This is a genomic window from Mesorhizobium sp. UC74_2 (assembly GCF_042701485.1).
GTDB lineage: Bacteria > Pseudomonadota > Alphaproteobacteria > Rhizobiales > Rhizobiaceae > Mesorhizobium.
Window position 1 is genome coordinate 4,473,990 of record NZ_CP170562.1, and the last position, 22,764, is coordinate 4,496,753.

22 protein-coding genes are annotated in these 22,764 nt (G+C 63.5%); 4 read left to right on the forward strand and 18 right to left on the reverse strand.

The window, feature by feature from the left end; all coding sequences use genetic code 11:
* Positions 1-206: 206 nt before the first annotated feature.
* On the forward strand, positions 207-1,001 hold the full coding sequence (locus ACFJIU_RS21705) for an alpha/beta fold hydrolase (RefSeq protein WP_379063416.1): 795 nt from the start codon (positions 207-209) through the stop codon (positions 999-1,001).
* A gap of 179 nt (positions 1,002-1,180) precedes the next feature.
* Here the strand turns inward: ACFJIU_RS21705 and ACFJIU_RS21710 are convergent, their stop codons facing one another.
* From ACFJIU_RS21710 to tauA, 10 genes are all read right to left on the reverse strand, one after another.
* On the reverse strand, positions 1,181-1,852 hold the full coding sequence (locus ACFJIU_RS21710) for an NYN domain-containing protein (RefSeq protein ID WP_379063418.1): 672 nt from the start codon (positions 1,850-1,852) through the stop codon (positions 1,181-1,183).
* Positions 1,853-1,986: 134 nt separating this feature from the next.
* On the reverse strand, positions 1,987-2,808 hold the full coding sequence (locus ACFJIU_RS21715; RefSeq protein ID WP_379063420.1) for a hypothetical protein: 822 nt from the start codon (positions 2,806-2,808) through the stop codon (positions 1,987-1,989).
* 596 nt (positions 2,809-3,404) lie between these two features.
* Complete coding sequence (gene pta / locus ACFJIU_RS21720; protein WP_379063422.1) at positions 3,405-4,397, reverse strand: phosphate acetyltransferase; 993 nt, start codon at positions 4,395-4,397, stop codon at positions 3,405-3,407.
* Positions 4,397-5,422 (reverse strand): YeiH family protein, encoded by a 1,026-nt coding sequence (locus ACFJIU_RS21725; protein WP_379063424.1) that lies wholly within the window; start codon positions 5,420-5,422, stop codon positions 4,397-4,399. Before ACFJIU_RS21725 ends, pta begins: the two co-directional genes overlap by 1 nt.
* A gap of 486 nt (positions 5,423-5,908) precedes the next feature.
* Positions 5,909-7,684, reverse strand: coding sequence for a sulfoacetaldehyde acetyltransferase (gene xsc, locus ACFJIU_RS21730; RefSeq protein WP_379063426.1), 1,776 nt, complete (start codon positions 7,682-7,684; stop codon positions 5,909-5,911).
* Positions 7,685-7,757: 73 nt separating this feature from the next.
* Entirely contained in the window at positions 7,758-9,158 is a 1,401-nt protein-coding gene (locus tag ACFJIU_RS21735; RefSeq protein WP_379063428.1) for an NAD(P)/FAD-dependent oxidoreductase, read from the reverse strand.
* A gap of 34 nt (positions 9,159-9,192) precedes the next feature.
* Positions 9,193-9,603 (reverse strand): nuclear transport factor 2 family protein, encoded by a 411-nt coding sequence (locus ACFJIU_RS21740; protein ID WP_379063430.1) that lies wholly within the window; start codon positions 9,601-9,603, stop codon positions 9,193-9,195.
* A 165-nt stretch (positions 9,604-9,768) separates the two neighbouring features.
* Positions 9,769-10,596 (reverse strand): ABC transporter permease subunit, encoded by an 828-nt coding sequence (locus tag ACFJIU_RS21745; protein WP_379063432.1) that lies wholly within the window; start codon positions 10,594-10,596, stop codon positions 9,769-9,771.
* Positions 10,589-11,395, reverse strand: coding sequence for a taurine ABC transporter ATP-binding protein (locus tag ACFJIU_RS21750; RefSeq protein WP_379063434.1), 807 nt, complete (start codon positions 11,393-11,395; stop codon positions 10,589-10,591). The genes ACFJIU_RS21745 and ACFJIU_RS21750 overlap by 8 nt, the downstream gene beginning before the upstream one ends.
* 74 nt (positions 11,396-11,469) lie before the next feature.
* The gene (gene tauA, locus ACFJIU_RS21755) at positions 11,470-12,486 is read right to left on the reverse strand and encodes a taurine ABC transporter substrate-binding protein (protein WP_379063436.1); all 1,017 of its coding nucleotides are present in this window, start codon (positions 12,484-12,486) and stop codon (positions 11,470-11,472) included.
* A gap of 517 nt (positions 12,487-13,003) precedes the next feature.
* On the opposite strand from tauA, the gene ACFJIU_RS21760 reads away from it, so the two are divergent.
* Complete coding sequence (locus tag ACFJIU_RS21760) at positions 13,004-14,485, forward strand: PLP-dependent aminotransferase family protein (protein WP_379063438.1); 1,482 nt, start codon at positions 13,004-13,006, stop codon at positions 14,483-14,485.
* Positions 14,486-15,091: 606 nt separating this feature from the next.
* Here the strand turns inward: ACFJIU_RS21760 and ACFJIU_RS21765 are convergent.
* The 3 genes from ACFJIU_RS21765 to ACFJIU_RS21775 all read right to left on the reverse strand — a co-directional run bounded on the left by ACFJIU_RS21765 (position 15,092) and on the right by ACFJIU_RS21775 (position 16,570).
* Positions 15,092-15,484 carry a hypothetical protein gene (locus ACFJIU_RS21765; RefSeq protein WP_379063440.1) on the reverse strand — a complete coding sequence of 131 codons (393 nt, stop codon included), beginning with the start codon at positions 15,482-15,484 and terminating at the stop codon, positions 15,092-15,094.
* 174 nt (positions 15,485-15,658) lie between these two features.
* Complete coding sequence (locus ACFJIU_RS21770) at positions 15,659-16,195, reverse strand: hypothetical protein (protein ID WP_379063442.1); 537 nt, start codon at positions 16,193-16,195, stop codon at positions 15,659-15,661.
* 33 nt (positions 16,196-16,228) lie between these two features.
* Positions 16,229-16,570, reverse strand: a complete 342-nt coding sequence (locus ACFJIU_RS21775; RefSeq protein ID WP_379063444.1) for a hypothetical protein — start codon at positions 16,568-16,570, stop codon at positions 16,229-16,231.
* 385 nt (positions 16,571-16,955) lie between these two features.
* Here ACFJIU_RS21775 and ACFJIU_RS21780 point away from each other — a divergent pair, with 385 nt between their 5' ends.
* Positions 16,956-17,411, forward strand: coding sequence for a hypothetical protein (locus tag ACFJIU_RS21780; protein ID WP_379063446.1), 456 nt, complete (start codon positions 16,956-16,958; stop codon positions 17,409-17,411).
* An 11-nt stretch (positions 17,412-17,422) separates the two neighbouring features.
* Here the strand turns inward: ACFJIU_RS21780 and ACFJIU_RS21785 are convergent, their stop codons facing one another.
* From ACFJIU_RS21785 to ACFJIU_RS21795, 3 genes are all read right to left on the reverse strand, one after another.
* Entirely contained in the window at positions 17,423-17,893 is a 471-nt protein-coding gene (locus ACFJIU_RS21785) for a GFA family protein (protein ID WP_379063448.1), read from the reverse strand.
* A 105-nt stretch (positions 17,894-17,998) separates the two neighbouring features.
* Positions 17,999-18,331, reverse strand: a complete 333-nt coding sequence (locus tag ACFJIU_RS21790; RefSeq protein ID WP_379063450.1) for a hypothetical protein — start codon at positions 18,329-18,331, stop codon at positions 17,999-18,001.
* A 64-nt stretch (positions 18,332-18,395) separates the two neighbouring features.
* Complete coding sequence (locus ACFJIU_RS21795; RefSeq protein WP_379063452.1) at positions 18,396-19,577, reverse strand: MFS transporter; 1,182 nt, start codon at positions 19,575-19,577, stop codon at positions 18,396-18,398.
* A gap of 392 nt (positions 19,578-19,969) precedes the next feature.
* On the opposite strand from ACFJIU_RS21795, the gene ACFJIU_RS21800 reads away from it, so the two are divergent.
* Positions 19,970-20,974: a DUF4105 domain-containing protein gene (locus tag ACFJIU_RS21800; protein WP_379063454.1), complete on the forward strand. Its 1,005-nt coding sequence runs from the start codon at positions 19,970-19,972 to the stop codon at positions 20,972-20,974.
* 50 nt (positions 20,975-21,024) lie between these two features.
* Here the strand turns inward: ACFJIU_RS21800 and ACFJIU_RS21805 are convergent, their stop codons facing one another.
* A complete protein-coding gene (locus tag ACFJIU_RS21805; protein WP_379063456.1) occupies positions 21,025-21,945 on the reverse strand; it encodes a M48 family metalloprotease in 921 nt (306 codons plus the stop codon).
* A 481-nt stretch (positions 21,946-22,426) separates the two neighbouring features.
* Positions 22,427-22,558 carry a hypothetical protein gene (locus tag ACFJIU_RS21810; protein ID WP_379063457.1) on the reverse strand — a complete coding sequence of 44 codons (132 nt, stop codon included), beginning with the start codon at positions 22,556-22,558 and terminating at the stop codon, positions 22,427-22,429.
* Positions 22,559-22,764 lie beyond the last annotated feature (206 nt).

Sequence of the window (22,764 nt, forward strand, 5' to 3'; positions counted from 1 at the left end):
TCCGCGGCGGTCAAACGGCCAGCCGACAAATGGGCGCACCAGGGCGATGTGAGGGCGCGTCACCTCAAAAAAGAACGGCATTCTCTATTGACATCGATCGGCTTCAACTCTTTTCATAAGAGAATGCCGTTCGTTATAAAACAAGAACGCATAACGGCATGGCCGAAAAGAGCCCACGCACCCGGGCCAGTAATGGGAGAAGCCTGATGCCGACCGTGCAGATCAACGACCATCCGATCGCCTATCTGGAATTCGGCGACCCCAACAACGACACCATCATCCTGCTGTCGGGCTGGGCGCAGGACAACCGCCTGTTCAAGAACCTGTCGCCGCTGCTGGCCGAAAAATTCCACGTGCTGGTGCCGGACTATCGCGGCCATGACGCCAACGAGACCGTGCATGGCGACTTCGGCACCGAGGAGCTGATCGACGACATCGCGGCCTTCATCGAGCTGAAGGCGCCGAAGAACCCGATGCTGGTTTCGACGTCGCATGGCTGCTGGGTCAATATCGGCCTGTGCGAGCGGCTGGGCCTTGAACGCACCGTCCTGATCGACTGGCTGATGCAGCCGCATCCGGGCTTCATCAAGCAGCTCGAGGACGGGCAGGACCCTGAGCGGTACAGAGAAGGCCGCGACAGCTTCTTCAACGAATGGGAAGCGACGACCGACAATGTCGACGTCATCAACCACATGAAGAAGGAGATGGCCTGGTTCTCCGGCCCGATGTGGATGCGCGCCTGCCGCGAGATCCTCAGGGCCTACACGAAATACGGTTCACCACTGCAGCGTATGGAAGGGCTGAAGAAACAGCCCGAGCTCATCCACATCTACTCCCAGCCACTGTCGACCGAATACCGCAGATTCCAGGAAGACTATTCCGCCGGCCACCCCTGGTTCCGCCCCGTCCACATCCCCGGCCAGACGCATTTCCCGACGCTGGAGAACCCGGCAGCGGTGGCGAAGGCGATCATGGCGTTTGGGAGGAAGGCAAGATGGTAATTGGTAGGTTTCGAGGTGTGGCGTTGCAGCGGAACAGCTCGTTTTGTCGAAGCTTCATTTGCAAAGCGAACCACTTGTAATCGCCTGCTTTTCTGATTGCAGGCCAAGGCGAGATGTCGCGCTCGCCTCTAACACCGGGCAAAAGACAATTAGAACGAGCACTTTACGGATCGCGTAGCCTATTCACCACGTTCATTTTTTCTTTGATCCGGATGTATCCATCCCTTTGGTGGCTCGTATTCGCGCGGCCTCCGACCATGATTATTTCCGTTATTGTTTAGAACCACGGCCGGCATGACGCATCGCTCAAGATGGTCGCGGGTGATCTGAATACGGCCAACACAATACTTTTCGATGTTGGCTGAAAAATTGCGCCCAGGGGGAGCAACCGTTATCAGCGACTTTTCCGCATTTGTTTCTTGCAAAAATCTAGCAGTAGCCGCCTGATCGGAATCGGCTGTAAGCAAATAAGCGCGATCAAAGACGTCTCGCCACGCATCCGTGATAACTGAGAGTCCCAAATTGAGATCAGAAGCCTTTTCCGTTGGCTTCTGACGGATATCTGCGCAATTTCGGCACTCCCACTCTTCTTGAATGTAATGCCCTAGAATACAGTCAACTCCATGAACGCGCAGCGCATTCAGAAATTGATCGTGACGCCACTTTTTTTGAGGATCCCCAGGATAGTATGCCGTACAAAGAACCACTCTAACGAGGGTTTCTGACTTTTGCGGGATAATGATCTCACCAAGCCGCCACAGGTTGCACCATTTCAAAAATGGCTCATTCAAATCCTTAACCGCGTGGTAAAGATTGAAGCCATCAACGTAAAGTGCAGCACGAATAGTCACGTGAAATCTCTTGACTTTTAGGCCTCGAAAGATTATATGCGGCCATCAACGCGATGGGACACGTCCCTAGCACGCCCCAGGCTCCGGCCTGGGGTTCGCGTTTTTAGGCCCTTGAAATCCAGTCAAATTTTGAATTACTGGCGATCGGCGATTACCTCTTCTTCTTTGATAGAAATTCGACCCTTTGTTTTAGATAGCAGCTTGAAAATGCTAGCCGCTGCCCTAAGCCATTCGGCCTGCTCAGTAACGCTCCACCCATTAAATTCTTCCGGAAGCTCGCTTAGAAGCCCCTCGATAAATGGATGATACCCTCCATAACTCTTTCCGCTGACGCCTTTGCTATCGCCGCCAACCTTTTCTTGTTCTGCGTCCCTACGACGATCTGCCTCGTCATCATCCAGCCGCTTGGTTGGTAATTCAGCCTTGGGCCGAACCAGCCGATCCTCCCCACTCTCAAAATAGCCTGCCTGTCGCGCTGACCGCTCGAAAGCTTGGCGAGCCTTATCCGTTTGCTTGCTAGAAACTCCCAACTTTTGCATTTCGCGTTCAAGCGCCTTCATCGGAGGAAGGAGATGTCCACGATAGCTCTCATAAATCGCCGCATAGAGCGGAACGCGCATAAATGCCTCCGCCCTCGCAGCTCTTTCAGTTTCGGGCGACACGACCAACCGGCCCAAGTCTGAAAGCTGTATTCCTCCGCCGGATCCACCTTTGGTGGTCAAGTCAAAAATACGTGCGGTACCAGTCTTTAAACGAAGGGCTCCGCTGACAACTTGCCCCATTTCAGCGGCAAGTTCATCTATCGCACAGGAACCAAGTCCCGCGCGTCGATAGATCGCCCGAGAAACTTCCACACCCGCATCCAAGTCCAAATAGGGGAAGGCAATACTAGACTGCTCCCGTTTGCTTGCATCCGCGGATTCGGTTGACTTCTCGAATTGTGCTGCCTCGCTCACGACCAAGACACTCCACCATTCTATTCAGGCGTGTCTTGTAGACTGAGTCCTATCTACTGTCAAACGATGAATGCGGCTTTCGGAAAACGCTCTCCCACATTTATGGGAATTTCATATCGCATGCCTTTCACGCACATTATACGCGCTATCACAATAATAATTATTCTTTAAAAACAGATAGATAGATAAACGAAATTCACTTCTGTGTAATTGCCGACTTAAGCCCACCTGAAGACGAAGGGAAACAGCTTTCACTGATCACTCTTGGTCTATCGAGATCGAGAGCCAAGCATCGGAGTGATCTCAACGCGCAAATTCGTTTGCGAATCTAACGGGCTTCTCCTTGACGCCCGCTACTTCCAAAGCGTTGCAGCTATCGCGCACTCAGTACCCTTATGGGCATGATATCTTTGCCGCCTTCGCAATAGGTCCTGAACGGTTGCTCTATTCACGTCGCGGCAAACAGCTACCCAAAACGAGTAGTACCCCGGAGACTTACTGACGCTCAGACAGGCACAGCCGCAAACATGCCAACCTGCCCGCACTGGCCATTGGCCTGTCCGCGAAAAGGTTGCCACGCATCAAACCTTAGCTCGTTACCTAGCCTGAACCGTCGTCACCGCGATCATCGAGACCACATCCTCGGCGCTGCACCCTCTCGACAGATCATTAGCCGGCTTGGCCAACCCCTGCAAAATCGGCCCGATGGCGGTGGCACCGCCGATGCGCTGGGCGATCTTGTAGCCGATGTTGGCGGCGTCGAGGTTGGGGAAGACGAAGACATTGGCTTCGCCATGCAGCGCGGAGTCAGGCGCCTTGGCGGCGCTCACCGCCTCGACGAAGGCAGTGTCGAACTGCAGTTCGCCGTCGATGACGAGGTCGGGATCGGCGGCATGGGCAAGGCGGGTGGCCTCGACCACTTTCGAGACGCGTTCGTGCGCGGCGCTGCCATTGGTCGAGAAGGACAGCATCGCCACCTTGGGCTGCGCACCGGCCAGCGCCTGGTAGGAGCGGGCGGACATGCGGGCGATGTCGGCGAGACCGGCGGCGTCAGGGTCGACCACCAGGCCGCAATCGGCGAAGACAAAGGCGCCCTTCTTCACATGGTAGGGCTGGCACAGCATCATCAGGAAAAAGGACGAGACCAGCCCGACGCCGGGCGCGCGGCCGATGCATTGCAGGGCCGCCCGTACCGTGTCGGCCGTGGTGGCGACCGCGCCGCCGACGGTGCCGTCGGCCTCGCCTTCGCGCACCATCATGGCAGCAAAGGTCAGCGGCGTCCGCACGGCCTCATAGGCTGCCGCCGCGTCGACACCCTTGTCCTTGCGCAGCGCGTGGTAGGCCGCTGCCAGGCGAGCGGTCAGCGCCGAGGTCTCGGGATCCTCGATGCGAATGACCTCGCCTGCCGCGCCGGCTTCAGCAAGTCTTTGCTCGACGATGCTGCGGCGGCCGACCAGTGTGATCTCGGCGATGCCTTCACGTACGGAACGCAGGGCCGCCTCGACGATGCGCGGGTCCTCCCCCTCAGGCAGCACGATGCGGCGCGGCGATGCCTTGGCGGCGGCGAGGATGCGTTCCAGCGGCTTCATCAGGCGTGCCCCAGATAATAGATGCCGGCGAGGATGAAGAGGCCGATGAAGATGGTCTCGGCGACGATCAGCGCCACGGCATCGCTGCCGACATCGAGCACGCGACGCAGCGAGGTCTTCATGCCGACGGCGACGATGCCGGCGAGCAGCGCCCAGCGCGACACCTCCATGCCGGCCTTCGAAACCACTTCCGGCACGAAGCCGAGCGAATTGGCGGCGGCGAGGATCAGGAAAGCGATGACGAAGCCGGGCAGCAGCGGCGGGCGCGTGCCGGCGTCGCCGACCGGGCCGGCGCCACGCGTGGCGAGCGAGAACACCAGCACGACCGGCGCCAGCATGGTGACGCGGATGAGCTTGACCAGCGTGGCGGTCTCACCCGCCTCCGGTGAGACCGAGAAGCCGGCGCCGACCACCTGGGCGACATCGTGGATGGTGCCGCCGAAGAAGATGCCGGTGGCACGCGCATCGAGGCCGATGCCTTCGGCGATCATCGGATAGAAGATCATGGCCAGCGTCGACAGCACCGTCACCGACAGCACGGTGAAGATCAGGTTGCGCTCGGAGAACTCGTTGCGCGGCAGCACGGCGGCGATCGCCATGGCGGCCGATGCGCCGCAGATGGCGACCGAACCGCTGGTGATCAGCGCCAGCCGCCAGCCGCGGCCGAGCAGCTTGGCGGCGGCAAGGCCGAACAGGATGGTGGCGGCTATGGCACAGACCAGCAACAGGATGGTGCCGGCGCCGAGCCCGACCAGCAGGTCGACGCTGATGCGCATGCCAAGCAGGGCGACGCCGATGCGCAGCACCTTCTTGGCGCTGAGGTCGATGCCGGCGACGCAGCGCCCCTCCTCCGACAGGAAGTTGAAGGCGATGCCGAGCAGCAGCGCCATCAGCATGGCCGGCGCACCGTAATGGTCCGACAGGAACTGCGCCGCGATGGCGACGGCTCCGGTGACGGCGAGGCCCGGCCACCAGGCCTGCGCCAGCGAAGGCAGGTCGTTGAGGCGTGCGGCGGCGGTGTTCATTTCGTCATTCCCTTATCGAGAGTGGGTATGGCGCGGACGGCGCCCTCTCCGCCTTGCCCGGTCCAGGGCGGGCAATCGCGTGTGCTGATGCGACTTGAAACCAGCTCTGGATCGCCGCGCCTTCGTCTGCGTTCCGGAATGGATCCCCGACACTCTCCACTCCCTTCGGTCGTTCCGAGGTCGAGGATGACGGGCTTCATGTGCCGCCGGCTCCGATTGTCACCGTTGCGCTCACGCCTGTGATTGCCGCAGGCGAAAAGGGAACTCCGTCATCCTCGACCTCGCAGGGAGCGAAGCGACCGGAGAGTGTCGGGGATCCATTCCGGAACGTGGAAAAGGATGGCTGCGGCGCGGCCATACACGATTGACCCGACTTTGTGGGCAGGAGGTGGCGCCGCGACGCTGAAACGGAGAGGATAGTCATAGCCAATTGCCCGGATCGAGAGGGAGCCCCCCGCCCGGCGAACCGGGCAGGGCGTGGCGGCATCAGGCGCGCTGTTGCGGCCGCATGTCGGCGCCGTCGATGCCGGCCACCGGCACCGGCTTCTTCATGGCGTCGCGGCGGAAGGGCTCGCCGAGTTCCTGGTTGAGGATGACCTCGATGAAGGTGGTGACACCCTTGGCCTGATCCTCGATCGCCTTGGCCAGCGCTTCGGTCAGCTTCGTCGTGGTGTCGACGGTGACGCCCTTCAGCCCGCAGCCGTCGGCGACCCTGGCGTAGCTGAGGTTGGGGTTGAGCTCGGTGCCGACGAAATTGTTGGCGTACCACAGCGTGGTGTTGCGCTTTTCCGCACCCCACTGGTAGTTGCGGAAGATCACCATGGTGATCGCCGGCCAGCCGTCGCGGCCGATCGAGCCCATCTCGTTCATCGAGATGCCGAAGGCGCCGTCGCCGGCGAAACCGACCACCGGGACGTCGGGGCAGCCGATCTTGGCGCCGACGATCGCCGGGAAGCCGTAACCGCAGGGGCCGAACATGCCGGGCGCCAGATATTTGCGGCCCTGCTCGAAGCTCGGATAGGCATTGCCGATGGCGCAGTTGTTGCCGATGTCGCTGGAGATGATCGCTTCCTTGGGCAAGGCGGCCTGGATCGCCCGCCAGGCCTGGCGCGGCGACATGCGGTCGGCCTCGCGCCGGCGCGCCGTGGCGTTCCATTCGGTGCCCGGATCGTCGTCCTCGTGGTCCATCGACGACAGTTGCTGCAGCCAGGCCGAGCGGGTCTGGTGGATCGCCGCCTTGCGCGCCTCACGGCCTTCATTGCCGGCCGCCGGCGTCAGCTTTTCGAGGATCTGGCGCGCCACCTGCCTGGCGTCGCCGCAGATGCCGACCGAGACCTTCTTGGTCAGGCCGATGCGGTCGGCATTGATGTCGACCTGGATGACGGCAGCGTTCTTCGGCCAGTAGTCGATGCCGTAGCCCGGCAACGTCGAGAACGGGTTGAGGCGCGTGCCCAGCGCCAGCACCACATCGGCCCTGGCGATCAGTTCCATCGCCGCCTTCGAGCCGTTGTAGCCGAGCGGGCCGACGGCGAGGCGATGGCTGCCCGGGAAGGCATCGTTGTGCTGGTAGCCGCAGCAGACCGGCGCGTCGAGCTTTTCGGCCAGGGCCATGGATTCGGCAATGGCGTTGCCGATGACGACGCCGGCGCCGTTGAGGATGACCGGGAACTTCGCTTCCGACAGGAGCTTCGCCGCCTCGGCAATGGCCTGCGGGCCGCCAGCCGGCCGCTCGAAGCGCACGATCGCCGGCAGGTCGACGTCGATGACCTGGGTCCAGAAATCGCGCGGGATGTTGATCTGCGCAGGCGCCGAGCCGCGCCAGGCCTTCTCGATGACGCGGTTCAGCACCTCGGGAATGCGCGAGGGGTCGCGCACCTCTTCCTGGTAGCAGACCATCTCCTCGAACATCGCCATCTGGTCGACTTCCTGGAAACCGCCCTGGCCGATGGTCTTGTTGGCCGCCTGCGGCGTGACCATCAGCAGCGGCGTGTGGTTCCAGTAGGCGGTCTTCATGGCGGTGATGAAGCCGGTGACGCCGGGGCCGTTCTGGCCGATGGCCATCGACATGGTGCCGGTGGCGCGGCTGAAGCCGTCGGCCATCATGCCGGCATTGGTTTCATGGGCGCAGTCCCAGAATTTGATGCCTGCCCTGGGGAACAGATCGGACACCGGCATCATGGCCGAGCCGATGATGCCGAAGGCATGCTCGATGCCATGCATCTGCAGGACTTTGACGAAGGCTTCTTCGGTGGTCATCTTCATGTCTTGGTTTCCTTTCGATGGGGTCGGGCCAGCGTCGCCGGCGGATTTCTGTTGGAGCGTGATCAGCTTCCGCTCAGAGGATTTCGTCCTTGAGGTAATACCAGCGGTACATGCCGGCCTGGCCGAGGCGCCGGAACGGCGTCAAAAGGCCATGGCTGGGCAGCGGCGAAGTGAAGATCGGCAGGTCGAGTCCGGCGCCCTTGCCGGCCACCATCTGCGCCATGCGGCGGCCGGCCTGGGCCGAATACATGACGCCATTGCCGCCATAACCCATGGCGTAGAACAGGCGCTGGCCGGGGTCGGGCTGGAAGATGCGCGGCATCATGTCGTGGCTGACATCGACCCAGCCCCACCACGAGTAGTCGATCTCGATGCCGCGCAGGATCGGGAACTTGCGCGCGAGCCCCTCCAGCAGCAGCGCCAGATGTTTCGGGTTGACCGCATCGCGCCCGGTGATGGCGCTGCGGCTGCCAATCTGCACGCGCCCGTCCGGCAGCATGCGGTAGTAGTGGCGCAGCGTGCGCGTGTCGGTGAGCGGGATCCGCGCCTTGAAATTGAGCGCAGCCTGTTCATCCCCGGTCAGCGGACGGGTGACCACCGAATTGGACAGGATCGGCATCAGCCGGTGCCGGGTCAGCGCATGCAGGCCGGGCGAGGTGTAGCCGGCGGTGGCGATGCAGACCGCGCGCGCCCGCACCGTGCCGCCCGGCGTCCTGAGATGGTGGACGCCGCCCTTCAGCTCGCTGGCCAGCACCGGGCTTGCCGTGTGCACCTTCGCCCCCAGCCTGCGGGCGAGCCTGAGGTAGCCGAAGGCCAGCTTGGCGGCATGGATGCCGATGCCGTCGGGCTCGTACATCGCGCCCCTGGCCTCGGCGTCGCGCACGAAATCGCCATGCACCTCGTCGCGGCCGACCATGCGGGCCTTGTAGCCGAACACCTCGTTGAGCAGGCGGGTCTCCTTCTCCAGCGCCGGTAGCATCTTGTCGCGGTGGGCGATGTAGAGGTGGCCGCCATCCTGCGGGTCGCAGTCGATCTCGGGCTCGCGGATCAGCGCGCGGAACAGCTCGAAACCCTCGGCGATCTCGGCATGCAGCCTGCGGGCGACGTCGACGCCCCAGCGCTCGATCCATTGCGAGCGCTTCAGCCGGCCGGCCGAAATCTGCGCCTGGCCGCCATTGCGGGTCGAGCAGCCCCATGCGACGCCGTTGGCTTCGAGCACGGTGGCCTTGATGCCGTGTTCGCGGGCGAGATGGATGGCGCAGGACAGCCCGGTGTAGCCCGAGCCGACAATGGCGACGTCGACGTCGATGTCGCCCTTGACGGGGCCATCGTCTTCCGGCTCGGCACCGGCTGTGGCGATCCAGTAGGTCGGCGCGTAATCCTTGCCGTCGCCGGGGTTCGGCGCGTGCACGGGATCATAGGCAGGGTCGAACGGCTTGCGCCGCGCTGCCGGCCTGACGAGCTGTTGTTCCATGGTTCGGTCCTCCCCGCTCATGCGATAAAGGCTGTCAGGCATCCACCGCGAGCAGCGGCCGGTTCTTGCGGAAGGCCTGCTTGCGCACGATCCCGTCGCCGTTGAGCGTGAACAGGTCGCAGCCCTCGGCCTCGACGCGGCTGCCGTCGGCATTGGTGCCGGTGAAGGTCCATTCCGAGACGGCACGGTCGCCCTGGACGAAATGGCCGTGATGGGCCCAATGCGCGTCGGGCATCGTCTTCCAGACACCGCTGAAGGCGTTGGCGATGGCTTCGGGGCCTTCGAAGCGGGTGCCGTAAGCCTCGGCGCCGCCGACCGCGTTGAAGACGCAGTCGTCGGAAAAGAAGCGCATCACGCCGTCGATGTCGTGCCGGTTGAAGGCATCGAACAGCCTGGCAAGGTCGTCGGCGGTGAGCGCCATGGTGTGGTCCTCGTCTCTTGTCATGGTGGTCTTCCCCCGCCGGACACGCCGTGGCTGGTGGATTGGTCAATGGCGCGCCGGGCACGGCTCCGCCGTGGCCGGAAGAACCGGCCGGATGAATTGTCGTTGGTGTGGTTGGAAGCCCGCCCTAGACAGGCGGCGCGGTAGCGGGGTTGCCGAGCATCGCCATCAGATCTTGCCCTTCCAGGGGATCAGGATCTTCTCGAGGTAGCGCAGCAGAAGATCGAAGGCGAAGGCGAAGATGCCGATCACGATGATGCCCATGATGACGGTGTCGCTGGCCAGGTATTCGGCCGCGTTCAGCACCATAAAGCCGAGGCCGCGATGCGCCGCCACCATTTCGGCCGCCACCAGCGTGGTCCAGCCGACGCCGATGCCGATGCGCATGCCGGTGAATATCTCCGGCAGCGCCGCCTTGAGGATGACCTGGCTGATCACCTGGGTGCGGGTGGCGCCCATCGCATAGGCGGCGTGGATCTGCTCGGTCGAGACCGAACGCACGCCGGCCCGCGCCGCGATCGCCATCGGCGCGAAGATCGCCAGGTAGATGAGGAACACCTTCGGGAACTCGCCGATGCCCAGCCAGATGATGATCAGCGGCAGATAGGCGAGCGGCGGCAGCGGACGGTAGAACTCGATGATCGGATCGAACAGCCCGCGAATGGTGCGGTTGACGCCCATCAGGATGCCGATCGGCACGGCGGTGACAAGCGCCAGCACGAAGGCGCCGAGCACCCGGCCGAGGCTCGCCAGCGTGTGCTGGGTCAGCGTCGAGTTGGATACGCCCTCGGTCATGGCCAGCACGAACTTGTCCCATACCGCCAGCGGCGACGGCAGGAACAGCGGCTTGACCCAGCCCATCTCGGTGACCAGCAGCCACAGTCCGAACAGCACCAGCGCGGTGATGAGGCTGATATGGCCGCTGGCGCCGTCGCCGGGGGCGCCGTAGATCTTGCCGGGCGTGACCGGCCGGGCTCGCGAGACGCGGTCAAGCATGGAGGGCGCCGCCGGCCTGGCGCTCGTCGCCGTAGATGATGGAGAGGATCTGTTCGCGCATGTCGATGAAATCGCGGCTGGACTTGATTGCACGGGCGTTGCCCTCCTCGAGGAAGCGTCGATTGAAATCGAGCTCGTAGGTGTGGGTGATGCGGCCGGGCCGCGGCGACATGACGATCAGCCGGGAGCCAAGGAACAGCGCCTCCTCGACGCTGTGGGTGATGAAGAAGAACATCTTGTTGGTGAGCTGCCACACCTCGAGCAGCAGTTCCTGGATGGTCTCGCGGGTCAGCGCATCGAGGGCCGCCATCGGCTCGTCCATCAACAGCATGGCGGGATCGCAGGTCAGGGCCCTGGCGATGCCGACGCGCTGCTGCATGCCGCCCGACAGATGGTAGATCATGTGCCTGTGGAAATCCTGCAGGCCGACCAGCGCCAGGTTCCTGGTGGCGATCTCGCGCCGCGTCTGCCGGTCGACGCCGCGCAGCTTGAGGCCGAATTCGGTGTTGTCGATGACGTTGAGCCAGGGCAGCAGCGCGTGCTTCTGGAAGACGACGCCACGTTCGGCGCCGGGGCCGGTGACCTGGTGGCCGCCCAGCGTGATGTCGCCGTCGCTCGGGGCCATGAAGCCGGCCATGAGGTTGAGCAGCGTGGTCTTGCCGCAGCCGGAAGCGCCGAGCGCGACGACGAAATCGCCGCTCTTGATCTCCAGGCTGACGCCCTTGAGGGCGATCACGGCCTGGTCCGAATAGAGGCCTGGATAGGTCAGGCTGACATTGCTGACATTGAGGGTTTCCATCACGCCGAGCCTTTCGCGTATGAGAGGGGAGACGGCCGCCGGCACGCCGGCGGCGCCTGATGTGAAATCCTGACCTACTTGGACGCCTCCCTGGCGTAGCTCGCGTTGACAAAGGGCGTGTAGTCGTCGAGCGCCTTGTCGATCTGCTTCTGAGCGACGAGGAATTTGGCGCTTTCGCTGATCGCCTTGAGCGCGCCACCGCCGAGCCAGGTCGGGGAGGCCTGCTCATCGGCATTGGGGAAGGACAGGAGGTTCAGCGCCTCGACCGTGCCGGCGCCGTCGCCGCCGATCATCTTGACGATGCCCTTGACCTGTTCGGAGTCCGCCGTCCAGCTCGCCTTGTTCTTGTTATAGTCGGCATAGGCCTCGGCAAGCACCTTGGTGAAGGCGGCCATGAATTTCGGATTGGCGGCGGCCCATTTCCTGTCGGCGACGAGGCCGTCGAACGTCGGCACCGAGGCTGCGCCGATGGTTTCGGAATCGGCGATGGTCTTGCCGGTCTTGAGCAGTTCGGTCAGGGCCGGCGGCCAGACATAGGCGGCGTCGATGTCGCCGCGCTGCCAGGCGGCGATGATCTGCGGCGGCTTCATGTTGAGGATGTTGACCTCGCGCGGATCGACCTTCCAGACCTGCTGCAGGCCGACCAGAAGATGGAAATGCGAGGTCGACACGAACGGCACGCCGACATTCTTGCCCTTGAGATCCTCGGGCTTCTCGATGCCGGAGCCGTTGCGCACGGCGAGCGCTTCCGACTTGCCGATGTTGTCGAGGATCCAGAACAGCTCGAGGTCGACGCCGCGCGTGGCGGCGGCGGCCGTACCGGTCGAGCCGATGACGCCGATCGGCACATTGCCGGAGGCGAGCGCGGTCGAGATGTCACCGCCCGACGAGAACTGGCGCCAGTCTATCGTGTAGCCGGCCTCCTTGGCGGCCTTGTCGAAGCGGCCGTCGGCGATGGCGGTGACGAACGGCCCGACGATCTGCTGGTAGCCGACGACGACGGTTTCCTCGGCATAGGCGAAGCCTGCCTGGAAAAGGCCGGCCGCCAGCGAGGCGACGGCGGCCAACTGCTTGAAATGCTTGAATCCCATTATCGTTACCCTCTTTGTTTTGTTGGTTGCCGGTAGTCCGGGAACACGCCGGCTTTGGTGCCGGTCTTGGTTCTGGCTGATAGGGTTAAAGGAGGGACGCGGATTGCCTTATATCCAGTTTGGAAGTTGAATGATTCCAGTTCAAACGCGGCATGGACATGTTGAACTGGAACGAACAGAACCCCGGTAGCAAGTTATCCGAAGCGAACCCGTGTCCATTCCTCCTGCGTTCCGGCATGGATCCCCGACACTCTACGGTCGCTGCGCTCCCTGCGAGGTCGAGGATGACGGAGTTCCCTCTTCGTCTGCGCCAATCCCCAACGCAGGTGCCAGGCGCCGACGGTGACAGTTGGCGCGGATCTCCAATGCAGTCCGTCATCCTCGACCTCGCAAGCGACCGCAGGAAGCGGCGAGTGTCGGGGATCCATGCCGGAACGGCGGCGATACGATACGGTCCAGGATAGGCTCATGTCCGCGATGGTATCCGCGTGTTCCTGAGATCAGTGCAAAGGCCCCCATGGCGCATCCCACGGTTTCCGAAACGGTGTTCTTCCTCGACCGCGCCAGCCGCGTCGGCCTGCAGGCACAGATCCGCGAGACGGTGGTGTCGGCGGTTCTCGCCGGCCGCGTCCAGCCCGGCGCGCAGCTGCCCTCGACGCGCAAGCTGTCCGACTATCTCAACATCTCGCGCATCACGGTGACGCTGGCCTACCAGGAACTGGCCTCGCAGGGTTATGTCGAGGCGGCGAGCCGCAGCGCCTACCGCATCTGCGACAACCCGCCGCTCAGGCTGCTGGCCACGGAAACGCCGCAGGCGGCGGGCGAGGTGGTGGACTGGTCGGCGAAGCTGCGTTCCAGCTTCATCGTCGCCAAGCAGATGATCAAGCCGCTGGACTGGCGCCGCTTCCCCTACCCGTTCCTCTATGGCCAGATGGACCCTTCGCTGTTCGACCTCAATGCCTGGCGCGATTGCGCGCGGCGGGCGCTGTCGCGCGAGGATTTCGAGCTGATGGCCGGCGACTTCGCCGCCGCCGACGACGTGCAGCTGGTGAACTACATCTGCTCGCGCACCTTGCCGAGCCGGGGTATCCGGGCGCATCCCGACGAGATCCTGGTGACGGTGGGCGCGCAGAATGCGCTGTGGATCGTCACGCAGCTGCTGCTCGCCCGCGGCGCGCATGCCGTCTGTGAGAACCCCTGCCATCCCGACATGAGCGCGTCGCTGAAACTGAGCGGGGCGCAGGTGACGGCGATCGACGTCGACGGCCAGGGCCTGCCGCCGGAGGCGATCCCGGCCGGCGTCGACGCGGTGTTCGTGACGCCGAGCCACCATTCCCCGACCGGGGCGACGATGCCGATCGAGCGCCGGCAGCACCTGCTGGAAGCAGCCGTCGAGCGGGATTTCGTCATCATCGAGGACGACTACGAGTTCGAGATGAGTTTCCTGGCGCCGCCGTCGCCGGCACTGAAGGCTTTCGACCGGGCCGGCCGGGTGTTCTACATCGGCTCGTTCTCCAAGTCGCTGTTTCCGGGCCTGAGGCTGGGCTATCTGGTGGCGCCGGCGCCGGTGATCCGCGAGGCACGCGCCCTGCGGGCGCTGATGCTGCGCCATCCGCCCGGCCATGTGCAGCGCACCGCGGCCTATTTCCTGGCGCTCGGCCATCATGACGCGGTGCTGCACCGCATGCGCGGCGAATATCACAAGCGCCACATCGTCATGGCCGATGCGCTGAAGCGGCAGGGCTTCACCATAGCCGGCTCCTCGGCCTTCGGCGGCACCTCGTTCTGGGTGGAAGGCCCGGAGGGTCTCGATGCGGACCTTCTGATGGCCGCGCTCCGGCAGGACGGCGTGCTGATCGAATCCGGCTCGCCCTTCTTCCCCGACGCGGACGGCCCCTGCCGCTTCTTCCGCATGGGCTATTCCTCGATCGACAAGGACCGCATCGTCGAAGGGGTGGCGCGCACGCGCGCTCGGATCGATGCGTTGCTCGCTTCCTGAGACAACGCGGCGTGCGCAGGCAATCTGTTCTGCCTCGCAAAGGCATCTCGATTCCGTCAGCGGGAATTCGCCTATCGGGAGGTGGCCCGCCAGGTCCAAAGCTGAAGGGGATCGAGCGGCACCGGTGTCCTGGCCGAAGTGAGAGGCAGGCAACAAAAAAGCCGCTGGGGATATCTCCCAACGGCTCTGCTGTCTCTTTCGAGAACCCCTTCCACGATCAACTCGCCAGTACATCCGTGGTCGGACGAAGGCGGAAGGGAAAGCGCATCAACCTCTGACGGGGACGCACCATCGCTATATGGAAACCGATTGCGGTTTATTCAAGGCCCCCGGATGCGCGGGCGAATGGATACATCCAATCATGATTATGAACGGAGGCTCGCGACATATTCAGAGACGGCTCCATTCCATCCACAGACGACGCAATGTCCATTTTCGAACCGGTGCTCGCAATTCGGGTAGCCATAGATGTGGTGGGAGCATTCCGGGCACAGCTCGAGCATGCGCGAGCTCCCCTCATGGTAGGGGTTGAGGCATTCGACGCAGATACGGTGTTCCGACTTGTGCATGCTGTCCTCGAGCCTACTGGAAACGAACGGCCGGTCCTTATTTCGAAAGACGAAGACACTCGATCAGAATCTCGCCCAGACGTCGATCCGATCCCTCGACCATGATCGATTTTTCCGAGAGGCCCACAAAGCCGCCGTTTTTTGAATCCCGTGCCGTCGGCGTCAGCGTAACCAATCCACCAGCCGCCTGGCTTACTGTTGCGCATAGAGCCGAGCGTTCAAACGCCTTGATGGACTTGACGCCCAGAAACTCGACCAGTTGCCGATCGAGGGTGGGCCAATCCTCCCGCTTCGGGTGCGGTATACCGGTTCTGGATTGCGAAAGGCATCGGAGCAGAGCGCGGCCGACTTCGGGGGCATCCGTTTCCTCGACCTCGAACTTCGGCGCGGTAGCAAGCCACAAGCCATCGACGGTCTTCGACTGACTCAACACGTATATCCTGCCGTCTCGCCGATACGTTATCGCAGACCGCACGGCCGATCCTTCTGGCAATGGCTTACGGTCAAGGATGCTGCGGAGGAGTGTCCAAACCATCGTGTTCGCCTGCTTCGAAGGCAAGGTATCGGCATACGCTCCGAGCAACCGCAGCACCGTGCGCTCACGTCAATTCCCGAGCAAGCCGTTCTCCACCGCCTGGATCAGATGGTCAAGACCGACGGCCGCCGCGAGATCATTCGTGAGCCGAATGGCCGCCGCGGGGATTTCGTCTTCGGGGCCAGCAGCGACCATTGCCGCCAGGAAAACCACACGTCCAGGCACTCGAATAGCCCATGGAGCGCCTTCTTCCAACGTCCGCATGCCGTCGGCAACAAAGATGAGGGGGCGATCATACCGGTCAGTATCGAGTGCTTCGCGGGCAAGGCCGCACAGCACCGCCAGGTCAGCCCGGTGCGCGTGGAGCTCCGGCTTCGAATGTGCGGCATCCAGGAGAGAGGCCAGGCAGGCGCGCAGAAACCTGTCGAGCGTATCGGCCCGCGCAGTCGACGACGCTTGATTGGCCATCTTTGAAAGCAAGGAATCGAGCCGTCGCGCGAATTCCGAATCCGGCTCCCGTCTTCTATAGAAGCGAAGCCTGCCGAGCACAGCTTCGAGCCAGCTCGGCAAGTCTGGCCCGATCTCTTCCAACACGCTTGACGACACGATCCTACCCACGCGAAGGCAGATCCCGCAATCTTAGCCGCCCGCCCGATAGGCGATCGCAGTCGCCACGGTTCCAGGCAGGATGCCGCAACGGTCGACAAGACCGGTCTGCGCATATTTCACGTTGTAGATGCCGGCCGCGCCGATGGCCGCCGCTTCGTTCTGCAGCGCCGCCAGCGCGTCGGCAGGGGCCGGCTGCGGGTCGATGAAGCGCTTGGCGCAGATCATGGTGCTGACGCGCTGCATGATGTTTCCATCCGGCGGCAGGTCCGGCGCGACGGTAATGCGGGAGCCGTTGCCGACCATGGCATGCCTGGGAGAAGCACAGCCCGCGAGAGCGACGGCGAAGACGGCAAGGGCTACAACGACACGCATATGGGCCTCCGAACGGAGATCCATTCAGCCGCAACGCTGGTCGGGAGTCAATTTCCCCTGCAACCTGCAAGGGAAACTACGCGTGGCCACACAGTGGAATTCCAAGGCACTCTCCGGCGCCTCTTAACGCGGCGCACCGCTTGAGTTTTAGCGGCCGATGGTGTCGGAACAGCCGATGAAACTGCGCGGCGCCGCAGGACTGGCATCCGTCGACGCTGATCAGGACCATGGCTGACCCATCCTGCCGGCATGGCGGCGTGAGCTGGCGAAAACGGCGCTTGCGCTATGGCTGTTATGATGGCCCAGTGCTTCAGATCGGACCGCTCTGGCTGTTGCTGAGCTGGTTCCGAGCGTTGCGGCGATCCCGCTTATTCGTGGAGCTGTCATGCAGAACTATCCGCAGCGTATCGATTCTACCTGGCTGGCGGTGGACGACCGTGGCGTACCCGCGGCGTTCATCACCGCGGGATGCGGACCGATCCCCGATGCAGTCCTGGCGCACCCGACCGATGTGACCGATATCGAAGACCTGTTGCACGCTTTGCTGCCGGAAAGGTGCGAGGCCAGCCTGCGCGTCGATGTTCCGAATGCGGACTCCTATCTCGGGCTTTGCCGACTTGGCCTCCACGTCTATGACTGGACCGACGTTCACCTTTCGATAGCCCGTTCGCAGAACACTTATGAACTGGTAGCCGTTCCTGCGGTCCCCCTGGATATCGGTCAAATGCCGCCGGAGTTGCGCGAGGTTGCCTGGCCACTGACGGAAGGTCAGTTGACGGGAGCCAGGCGCATCCGCGTGGGAGCAGAAGCGGCCAGCCGGAGCCCGTCACTATCCCGATGACGCCCCTGCCGTCAGCCGCGATCTTCCTCGAACTGCTGCGCGGACCGCACGGGGCGCAGCCAGTGCTCGCGGCGCTTCGTCCACAGCTCATAGCCCGGCGTGAACTGCGTCGGCGCCCGGTCGAGCGCGCCGGCCATGATTTCCGCCTCCTCGGGCCGCAGCGAAAACACGCGCGAGCCGCATGAGGAGCAGAAGCTCCTGCCTTCATAGACCCCCGTCGGGCCGGTGCAGGCGAAGGCGGAACGGTCCCAGACCAGGAACATGGAGAATGCGCTGCCGCTGGCGCGGCGGCAGTCGTGGCAGTGGCAGAGGCCGGCGCGGATCGGGTTGCCCGCGAGCGTGAACGTCACCGCTCCACAGAGACACGAGCCGGTGACGGTGGTTTCCGCGCTGGGCACCGCTCCCTTCCGCAGCGCCGGGGTTCCAGCGGCATCGGTTTCGTTGATCGCGCTGTCCTTCTCCAGATTCCGGACCTTGGCCATGGCTCGATCTCCTTTCGGGATCGAACGGATGAGCACGACAGACGTTCCATCAGACAGGGTGCAGCGGAGGCGGAAGGAGGTGGATGCGAGGCAGGCGCCGGCGTGTCAGAAACGCGAGCCGAGGTGGATCCTGTTCAGGATCTGGCAGGCGGCTTCGGCGCGAAACAGGGACCGGTTGACCAGCTGCTGTCCATCGAGTTCCGCCGCGCGGTTGAGTGCGTTGTCCCAGACCTTCCAGGTGCCCGCGGGCTCCTGAATGCATTCATATCGGGGTCGGCCCATCGAAGCCTCGCTGTCCAAACCTCCCAGTTTTGCGTTGAAGCGGGCGCGAATAATGCAACTTGCGGCTGTTGTCAGCCCCAAATTTTCACTTGGTACGAAAGTACAAGGCGTGAACGGGCACCAGCGGCCGCCAGGCATGACCGCGCGGCCAGCCATAAAAAGCCTCCCGGCGAGCCAGGACGGCGATGGCCAAGGACTGTCACCGCCCTCGATGGCGCGGTCAATCAACGGAACCGCCGTCCTGCTCGTCGGAAATTCCCGGAAGCACCAGCAGCAGCACAACCGACAGCAGGTGGATTGCGCTGACCACCAAAGCGAGCGCCGACAGCCCCCTGGTGATGAACGGTGCGGCGGCAACGGTGCCGAGCGTGGTCATCATGAAGATGAAGAAGACGATCAGTGCCGCGCCGCGCGCATTGTTGCTGCCCGATGCGACGATGCCGCGATAGAAGCCGATCGGGCCACGCAGGCCAAGCCCGATCGCCATCGGCATGAACAAGAGTGGCAGCATCAGCGTGTTGGTGCCGCCGGCAAGGCCGTACGCAAGCAGGGCCAATGCACTGACTGCGCCCAGCACCGTGCCGAACAGGATGACGGTCTCGGTGCCGAAGCGTTCGGCAACCCGCGCGGTGAGATTGGCAGCGACGATGAAGCCGCCAACGTTGATGATCTGCATGATGATGAAGTCGTTCAACGTACCGCCCATCGTGTCGACGATCACGACCGGGGCACCGAACACGAAGGCGATGAGGCCGCCGAGTGTCATCGCCTGGCTCAGCGCATACCGCATGAAAATCCGATCCCCCAGCAGCCGGGCATAACTGCCGCGCCCGCCGGAAATGCGCGGCTCGGCCGGCAGGCCGGCGACCGCGATCAGGATCGCGGCAAGCGCGGTCAGGAGAGCAAGCAGCCCGAAGGAGGACTGCCAGCCGAAATGCGCAAGCAGGGCCACACCGGCAATGGGCGCCAGCGCCGGAACCAGCGATTCGACACTGCCGATGAAACCGATTGCCCGCACGGCGGCCCGATCGTCGAACAGCTGGCGGATGATGCCCGGAGCAAAGACGGGCGCGGCGGCGGCCGCCACCCCTTGCACGAAACGCAACCCGATCAGCGCCGCGATGGTCGGCGACAGGGAACAGGCGACAGAAGCCGCCGCGAAACCGGCGAGCGCCGACACCAGCAGGGTCTTGCGCGAAAAATGGTCCCCCAGCCAGCCGAACAGCAGCAGGCCGATGCCGCTGCCAGCGACATAGGCGGCAAGCACCAGCTGCGCGGTCGCCTCGCTCGTGGCGAAGATGGCCGGCAACTGCGGCACGGCCGGCAGTATGAGATCGGTTCCGGCGAGCGAAAGCGCCGTGCACAATATCAGGACCGTGAAGGTGACAAGGCGGTATGTCATGGCCGGCGCTCCAGCCAGCCCACAATAAACATGTTCATGATCTTGGTCTTCGGTTGTTCGGGTGGCCTGTCTCTCTCGCCTCCGGGCGGGAGGCCGGCCAAACCCAACCCGCTGCTATCCGAAGACGCAAAAAGCGGCATTGGCCGCCGGGGCGCTCAGAACGGCGCGCGCAGCAATGTTCCGGTTCGAAGACATGACGCAGCAGCTACCTGAAAACACGGCTGCGGGCAAGGCGGAGGCGGAAATGCCGGCAAGGAATGGCGGCACCGGGAGCGCTGAACTGTCCTGCCCCGAAGGACCTTTGGTTCCGTTTCATAGCTTGATTTCCCGGCAGCGCTCGTGAAGTTGGTGAACGTCCGGCTGCCGCGCCGGTCATGATTGCAGGAGTTGCGATGCGCCGTGCCGGTCTTTTCGTCCTGATCGCCGTCCTGTTTCTTGCCATAGCGCTGGCGAGTGTGTGGACCGGGCTCGCCTTCTTCTACCGGCTGCCGTTTCCGGAGACCGGCCGCATCGCCGTCGCCGCGCTGTTCTGCCTGTTCGGGCTGGCGACGCTCGTCGTCCTGTTCACCCGCCGGAGATGGCGTGCCATCGGCCTCTTTACCGTGATCTTTGCCGGCGTGTTGGTCTGGTGGGCGAGCATCGTGCCGCCGCGCGACGGCGATTTCGTGCCGGAGGATGCGCACCAGGTGACCGGCCGGATCGAGGGCGATCGCCTGACCCTGACCAACATGCGCAACTTCACCTGGCGCTCGAAGACCGATTTCACCGGGAGCTGGGAGACGCGCAGCTACGACCTGTCGAAGCTCAGGACCGTCGACCTGTTCATGTCCTACTGGGCAGGGCCGAACATGGCGCACACCATCGTGAGCTTCGGCTTCGAGGGCGGCGAGCAGGTGGCCTGGTCGATCGAGGCGCGCTACCGGATGGGCACGGAGTATTCTCCGGTCGCCGACGCCTTCAAGACCGATACGCTGATCGTGATCGCGGCCGACGAACGCGACCTGATCGGCCTGCGCACCAATGTCCGCGGCGAGGATGTGCATCTCTACCGGCTGGCCGTGCCCGCAGACCATGCCCGGGTCTTCCTGGCCGGTTATGTCGAGGACGCCAACGCCCTGGCCGCGAAGCCGCAGTTCTACAACTCGATCACCACCAACTGCACCACGGCGATCGTGCGCATCCTGCGGCTGATCGGGGCAAGCGTGCCGACCGACTGGCGCCTGCTCGTCAACGGCTACCTGCCGGGTTACCTCTATGACCAGAAGCGGATCGACACCAGGCTGCCGCTGAACGAACTGATCGAACGTTCCCGCATCAGCGAGCGCGCCAAGGCTTTTGGCGTCGGATCGGGCTTTTCCGAGGAGATCCGGCGCGGCGTGCCGGATCCGAACGGATAAAGGGCCGCCCCTTCAACTGCTCGCACCTGGGCCAGGGGCGCGGCCCGCGGCTATCTCCACGCCACCGGGTCCAGCGGTGTCCAGGGCGGTGTCGCCTTTTGCCTGTCTCCCCGCGCCCAGAAACCGGTGGCGAACCGGCCGGAGCCGTCGACATCGAGCCTGACCCAGATGGAGCGGGTTTCATCGAACAGGAACACGCTTCTGCCCTTGCGCCTCAGCTCCTCGAACACGGCAAAGGTCTGGCCATGCTGGATCTCCGTCCAACGGCCGTCCCGGCCCGAGAACTCCACGACGACCCGGACATATTCGCCGCCTTCCAGATTGTGCGTGAGCACATTGAGGCGATCCTCGCCGGCCTTGCCGGTGGCCTTCCTCCAGCCGGCCGAGGCGGCTGCGACACGCTCGGCACTCGGCGGGTGCGTCGCCGATCCTGCCCCGAGCCTGGCAAAGACGCGTGTCGCGTCCTCCAGATCTCCGCCGAGGCGGCCGACGATGAAGCCGGCGAAATGATCCGCCTCGAGCTCCCTCGGCGGGCGCGACCCGACATTATCCAGTGTGTGGCCGCACAGATGGTGGCCGATTTCATGGGCAAAGACGGCCATGCTCGACCAGTCGCGATTCTGCCGGTCCGCGATCAGCTCCATGAACGGTTCGCTGTAGACGACAAGACGCTCGCCATCCTGGATGGTGGCGAAGGCATTGGCTTTCGGGTCGTCGATGGCCACGATGCGGAAATTGGCCGGCAGCCCGACGATGCCGCAGATCTCGGCGACGACCTGCCCGGCCGTGTCGCTCGCCGCAACTCCGGTCATCGCCGGCAGCTTCCGGTCGCTCGACAGGCCACAGAATGTCCCGGCGCGGATCCTGAAGGCATGTCCGACAGCCGGAAACGCCAGCATTGTCACCGCCGTCGCCCCGGCGCCACGCAACAAAGCCCTGCGGTCGATCAGACCGCAATTGCAAATCCGCAAGAACCCCTCCCTCGTCGGCATGCACAGCAGTGTGTTTTCTCCGCAATTGCTCTAGCGGTTCCCGGGTTCGGGGCACAAGCGGTTCACGCCAGAATCCGTGGCTTTGTTACATCGGTGTGGATGAATCGGTAACGCTGTCGGGAGAACTGATTGTACCGCCGCCCATCGAGTGCTAGTGCATAATCATGTCGAGTGGTGTTGGGGAGTACCGCTATGCCTGCGAAGGAACACGAATACCAATCGCCTTATGGGCGTTATTACAAAGTCGCTTTTCTTCTCGTCTCTGTCGTCATTGTTGCTCAGGCCTATAGCTGGCTGGCGACCTCCTAGACTCGGCAACACGATTAGCCAACTTGCGAGCCTGCCCGCCCCCCTGGCGGATGCACGCTCCCGCTGTTCCCACCGTCCCAGCCTGCCGGACAGCTCAGGCATCCGGGCAAGGCCCGCCCCGGCTGACCGGAGCGGGTGCCGTTCTAGCCGATCAGCGGAACGGGCTCCAATACTTGCCATTCGGCAGGCTGCCGCTGATGGCGCCCGACCTGTTCGGCCCGGCGGCGTTCGCGGCGGAGGCTGCCAACAGGCAGGCCATGACGGCAATGGCTACACGCTTCATCGATCTATCCCTTTCAGATGCGCGGAAGGCACCTGGCGGTGCCGGGCCGCGGCGCGCCTTCACGCGACCCGTCCGGATATCTGCCCGCGAAACGACGGTGTTGGCATACGGCAGATGCCGTATATCGGCCGGGTTCATGCCGGGATGGTTACCCGTGAATGAACCCGGAGCGCAGGCGCTTGAGGCCGCGGCTGCTGATCGGCGAT

Excerpts from the sequence above, each read along its gene's own strand:
- ACFJIU_RS21705 (WP_379063416.1), top strand. The coding sequence starts at position 207 with ATGCCGACCGTGCAGATCAACGACCATCCGATCGCCTATCTGGAATTC.
- pta (WP_379063422.1), bottom strand. The coding sequence starts at position 4,397 with ATGAAGCCGCTGGAACGCATCCTCGCCGCCGCCAAGGCATCGCCGCGC.
- ACFJIU_RS21725 (WP_379063424.1), bottom strand. The coding sequence starts at position 5,422 with ATGAACACCGCCGCCGCACGCCTCAACGACCTGCCTTCGCTGGCGCAG.
- xsc (WP_379063426.1), bottom strand. The coding sequence starts at position 7,684 with ATGAAGATGACCACCGAAGAAGCCTTCGTCAAAGTCCTGCAGATGCAT.
- ACFJIU_RS21735 (WP_379063428.1), bottom strand. The coding sequence starts at position 9,158 with ATGGAACAACAGCTCGTCAGGCCGGCAGCGCGGCGCAAGCCGTTCGAC.
- ACFJIU_RS21740 (WP_379063430.1), bottom strand. The coding sequence starts at position 9,603 with ATGACAAGAGACGAGGACCACACCATGGCGCTCACCGCCGACGACCTT.
- ACFJIU_RS21745 (WP_379063432.1), bottom strand. The coding sequence starts at position 10,596 with ATGCTTGACCGCGTCTCGCGAGCCCGGCCGGTCACGCCCGGCAAGATC.
- ACFJIU_RS21750 (WP_379063434.1), bottom strand. The coding sequence starts at position 11,395 with ATGGAAACCCTCAATGTCAGCAATGTCAGCCTGACCTATCCAGGCCTC.
- tauA (WP_379063436.1), bottom strand. The coding sequence starts at position 12,486 with ATGGGATTCAAGCATTTCAAGCAGTTGGCCGCCGTCGCCTCGCTGGCG.
- ACFJIU_RS21760 (WP_379063438.1), top strand. The coding sequence starts at position 13,004 with ATGGCGCATCCCACGGTTTCCGAAACGGTGTTCTTCCTCGACCGCGCC.
- ACFJIU_RS21775 (WP_379063444.1), bottom strand. The coding sequence starts at position 16,570 with ATGCGTGTCGTTGTAGCCCTTGCCGTCTTCGCCGTCGCTCTCGCGGGC.
- ACFJIU_RS21780 (WP_379063446.1), top strand. The coding sequence starts at position 16,956 with ATGCAGAACTATCCGCAGCGTATCGATTCTACCTGGCTGGCGGTGGAC.
- ACFJIU_RS21785 (WP_379063448.1), bottom strand. The coding sequence starts at position 17,893 with ATGGCCAAGGTCCGGAATCTGGAGAAGGACAGCGCGATCAACGAAACC.
- ACFJIU_RS21790 (WP_379063450.1), bottom strand. The coding sequence starts at position 18,331 with ATGGCTGGCCGCGCGGTCATGCCTGGCGGCCGCTGGTGCCCGTTCACG.
- ACFJIU_RS21795 (WP_379063452.1), bottom strand. The coding sequence starts at position 19,577 with ATGACATACCGCCTTGTCACCTTCACGGTCCTGATATTGTGCACGGCG.
- ACFJIU_RS21800 (WP_379063454.1), top strand. The coding sequence starts at position 19,970 with ATGCGCCGTGCCGGTCTTTTCGTCCTGATCGCCGTCCTGTTTCTTGCC.
- ACFJIU_RS21810 (WP_379063457.1), bottom strand. The coding sequence starts at position 22,558 with ATGAAGCGTGTAGCCATTGCCGTCATGGCCTGCCTGTTGGCAGCCTCC.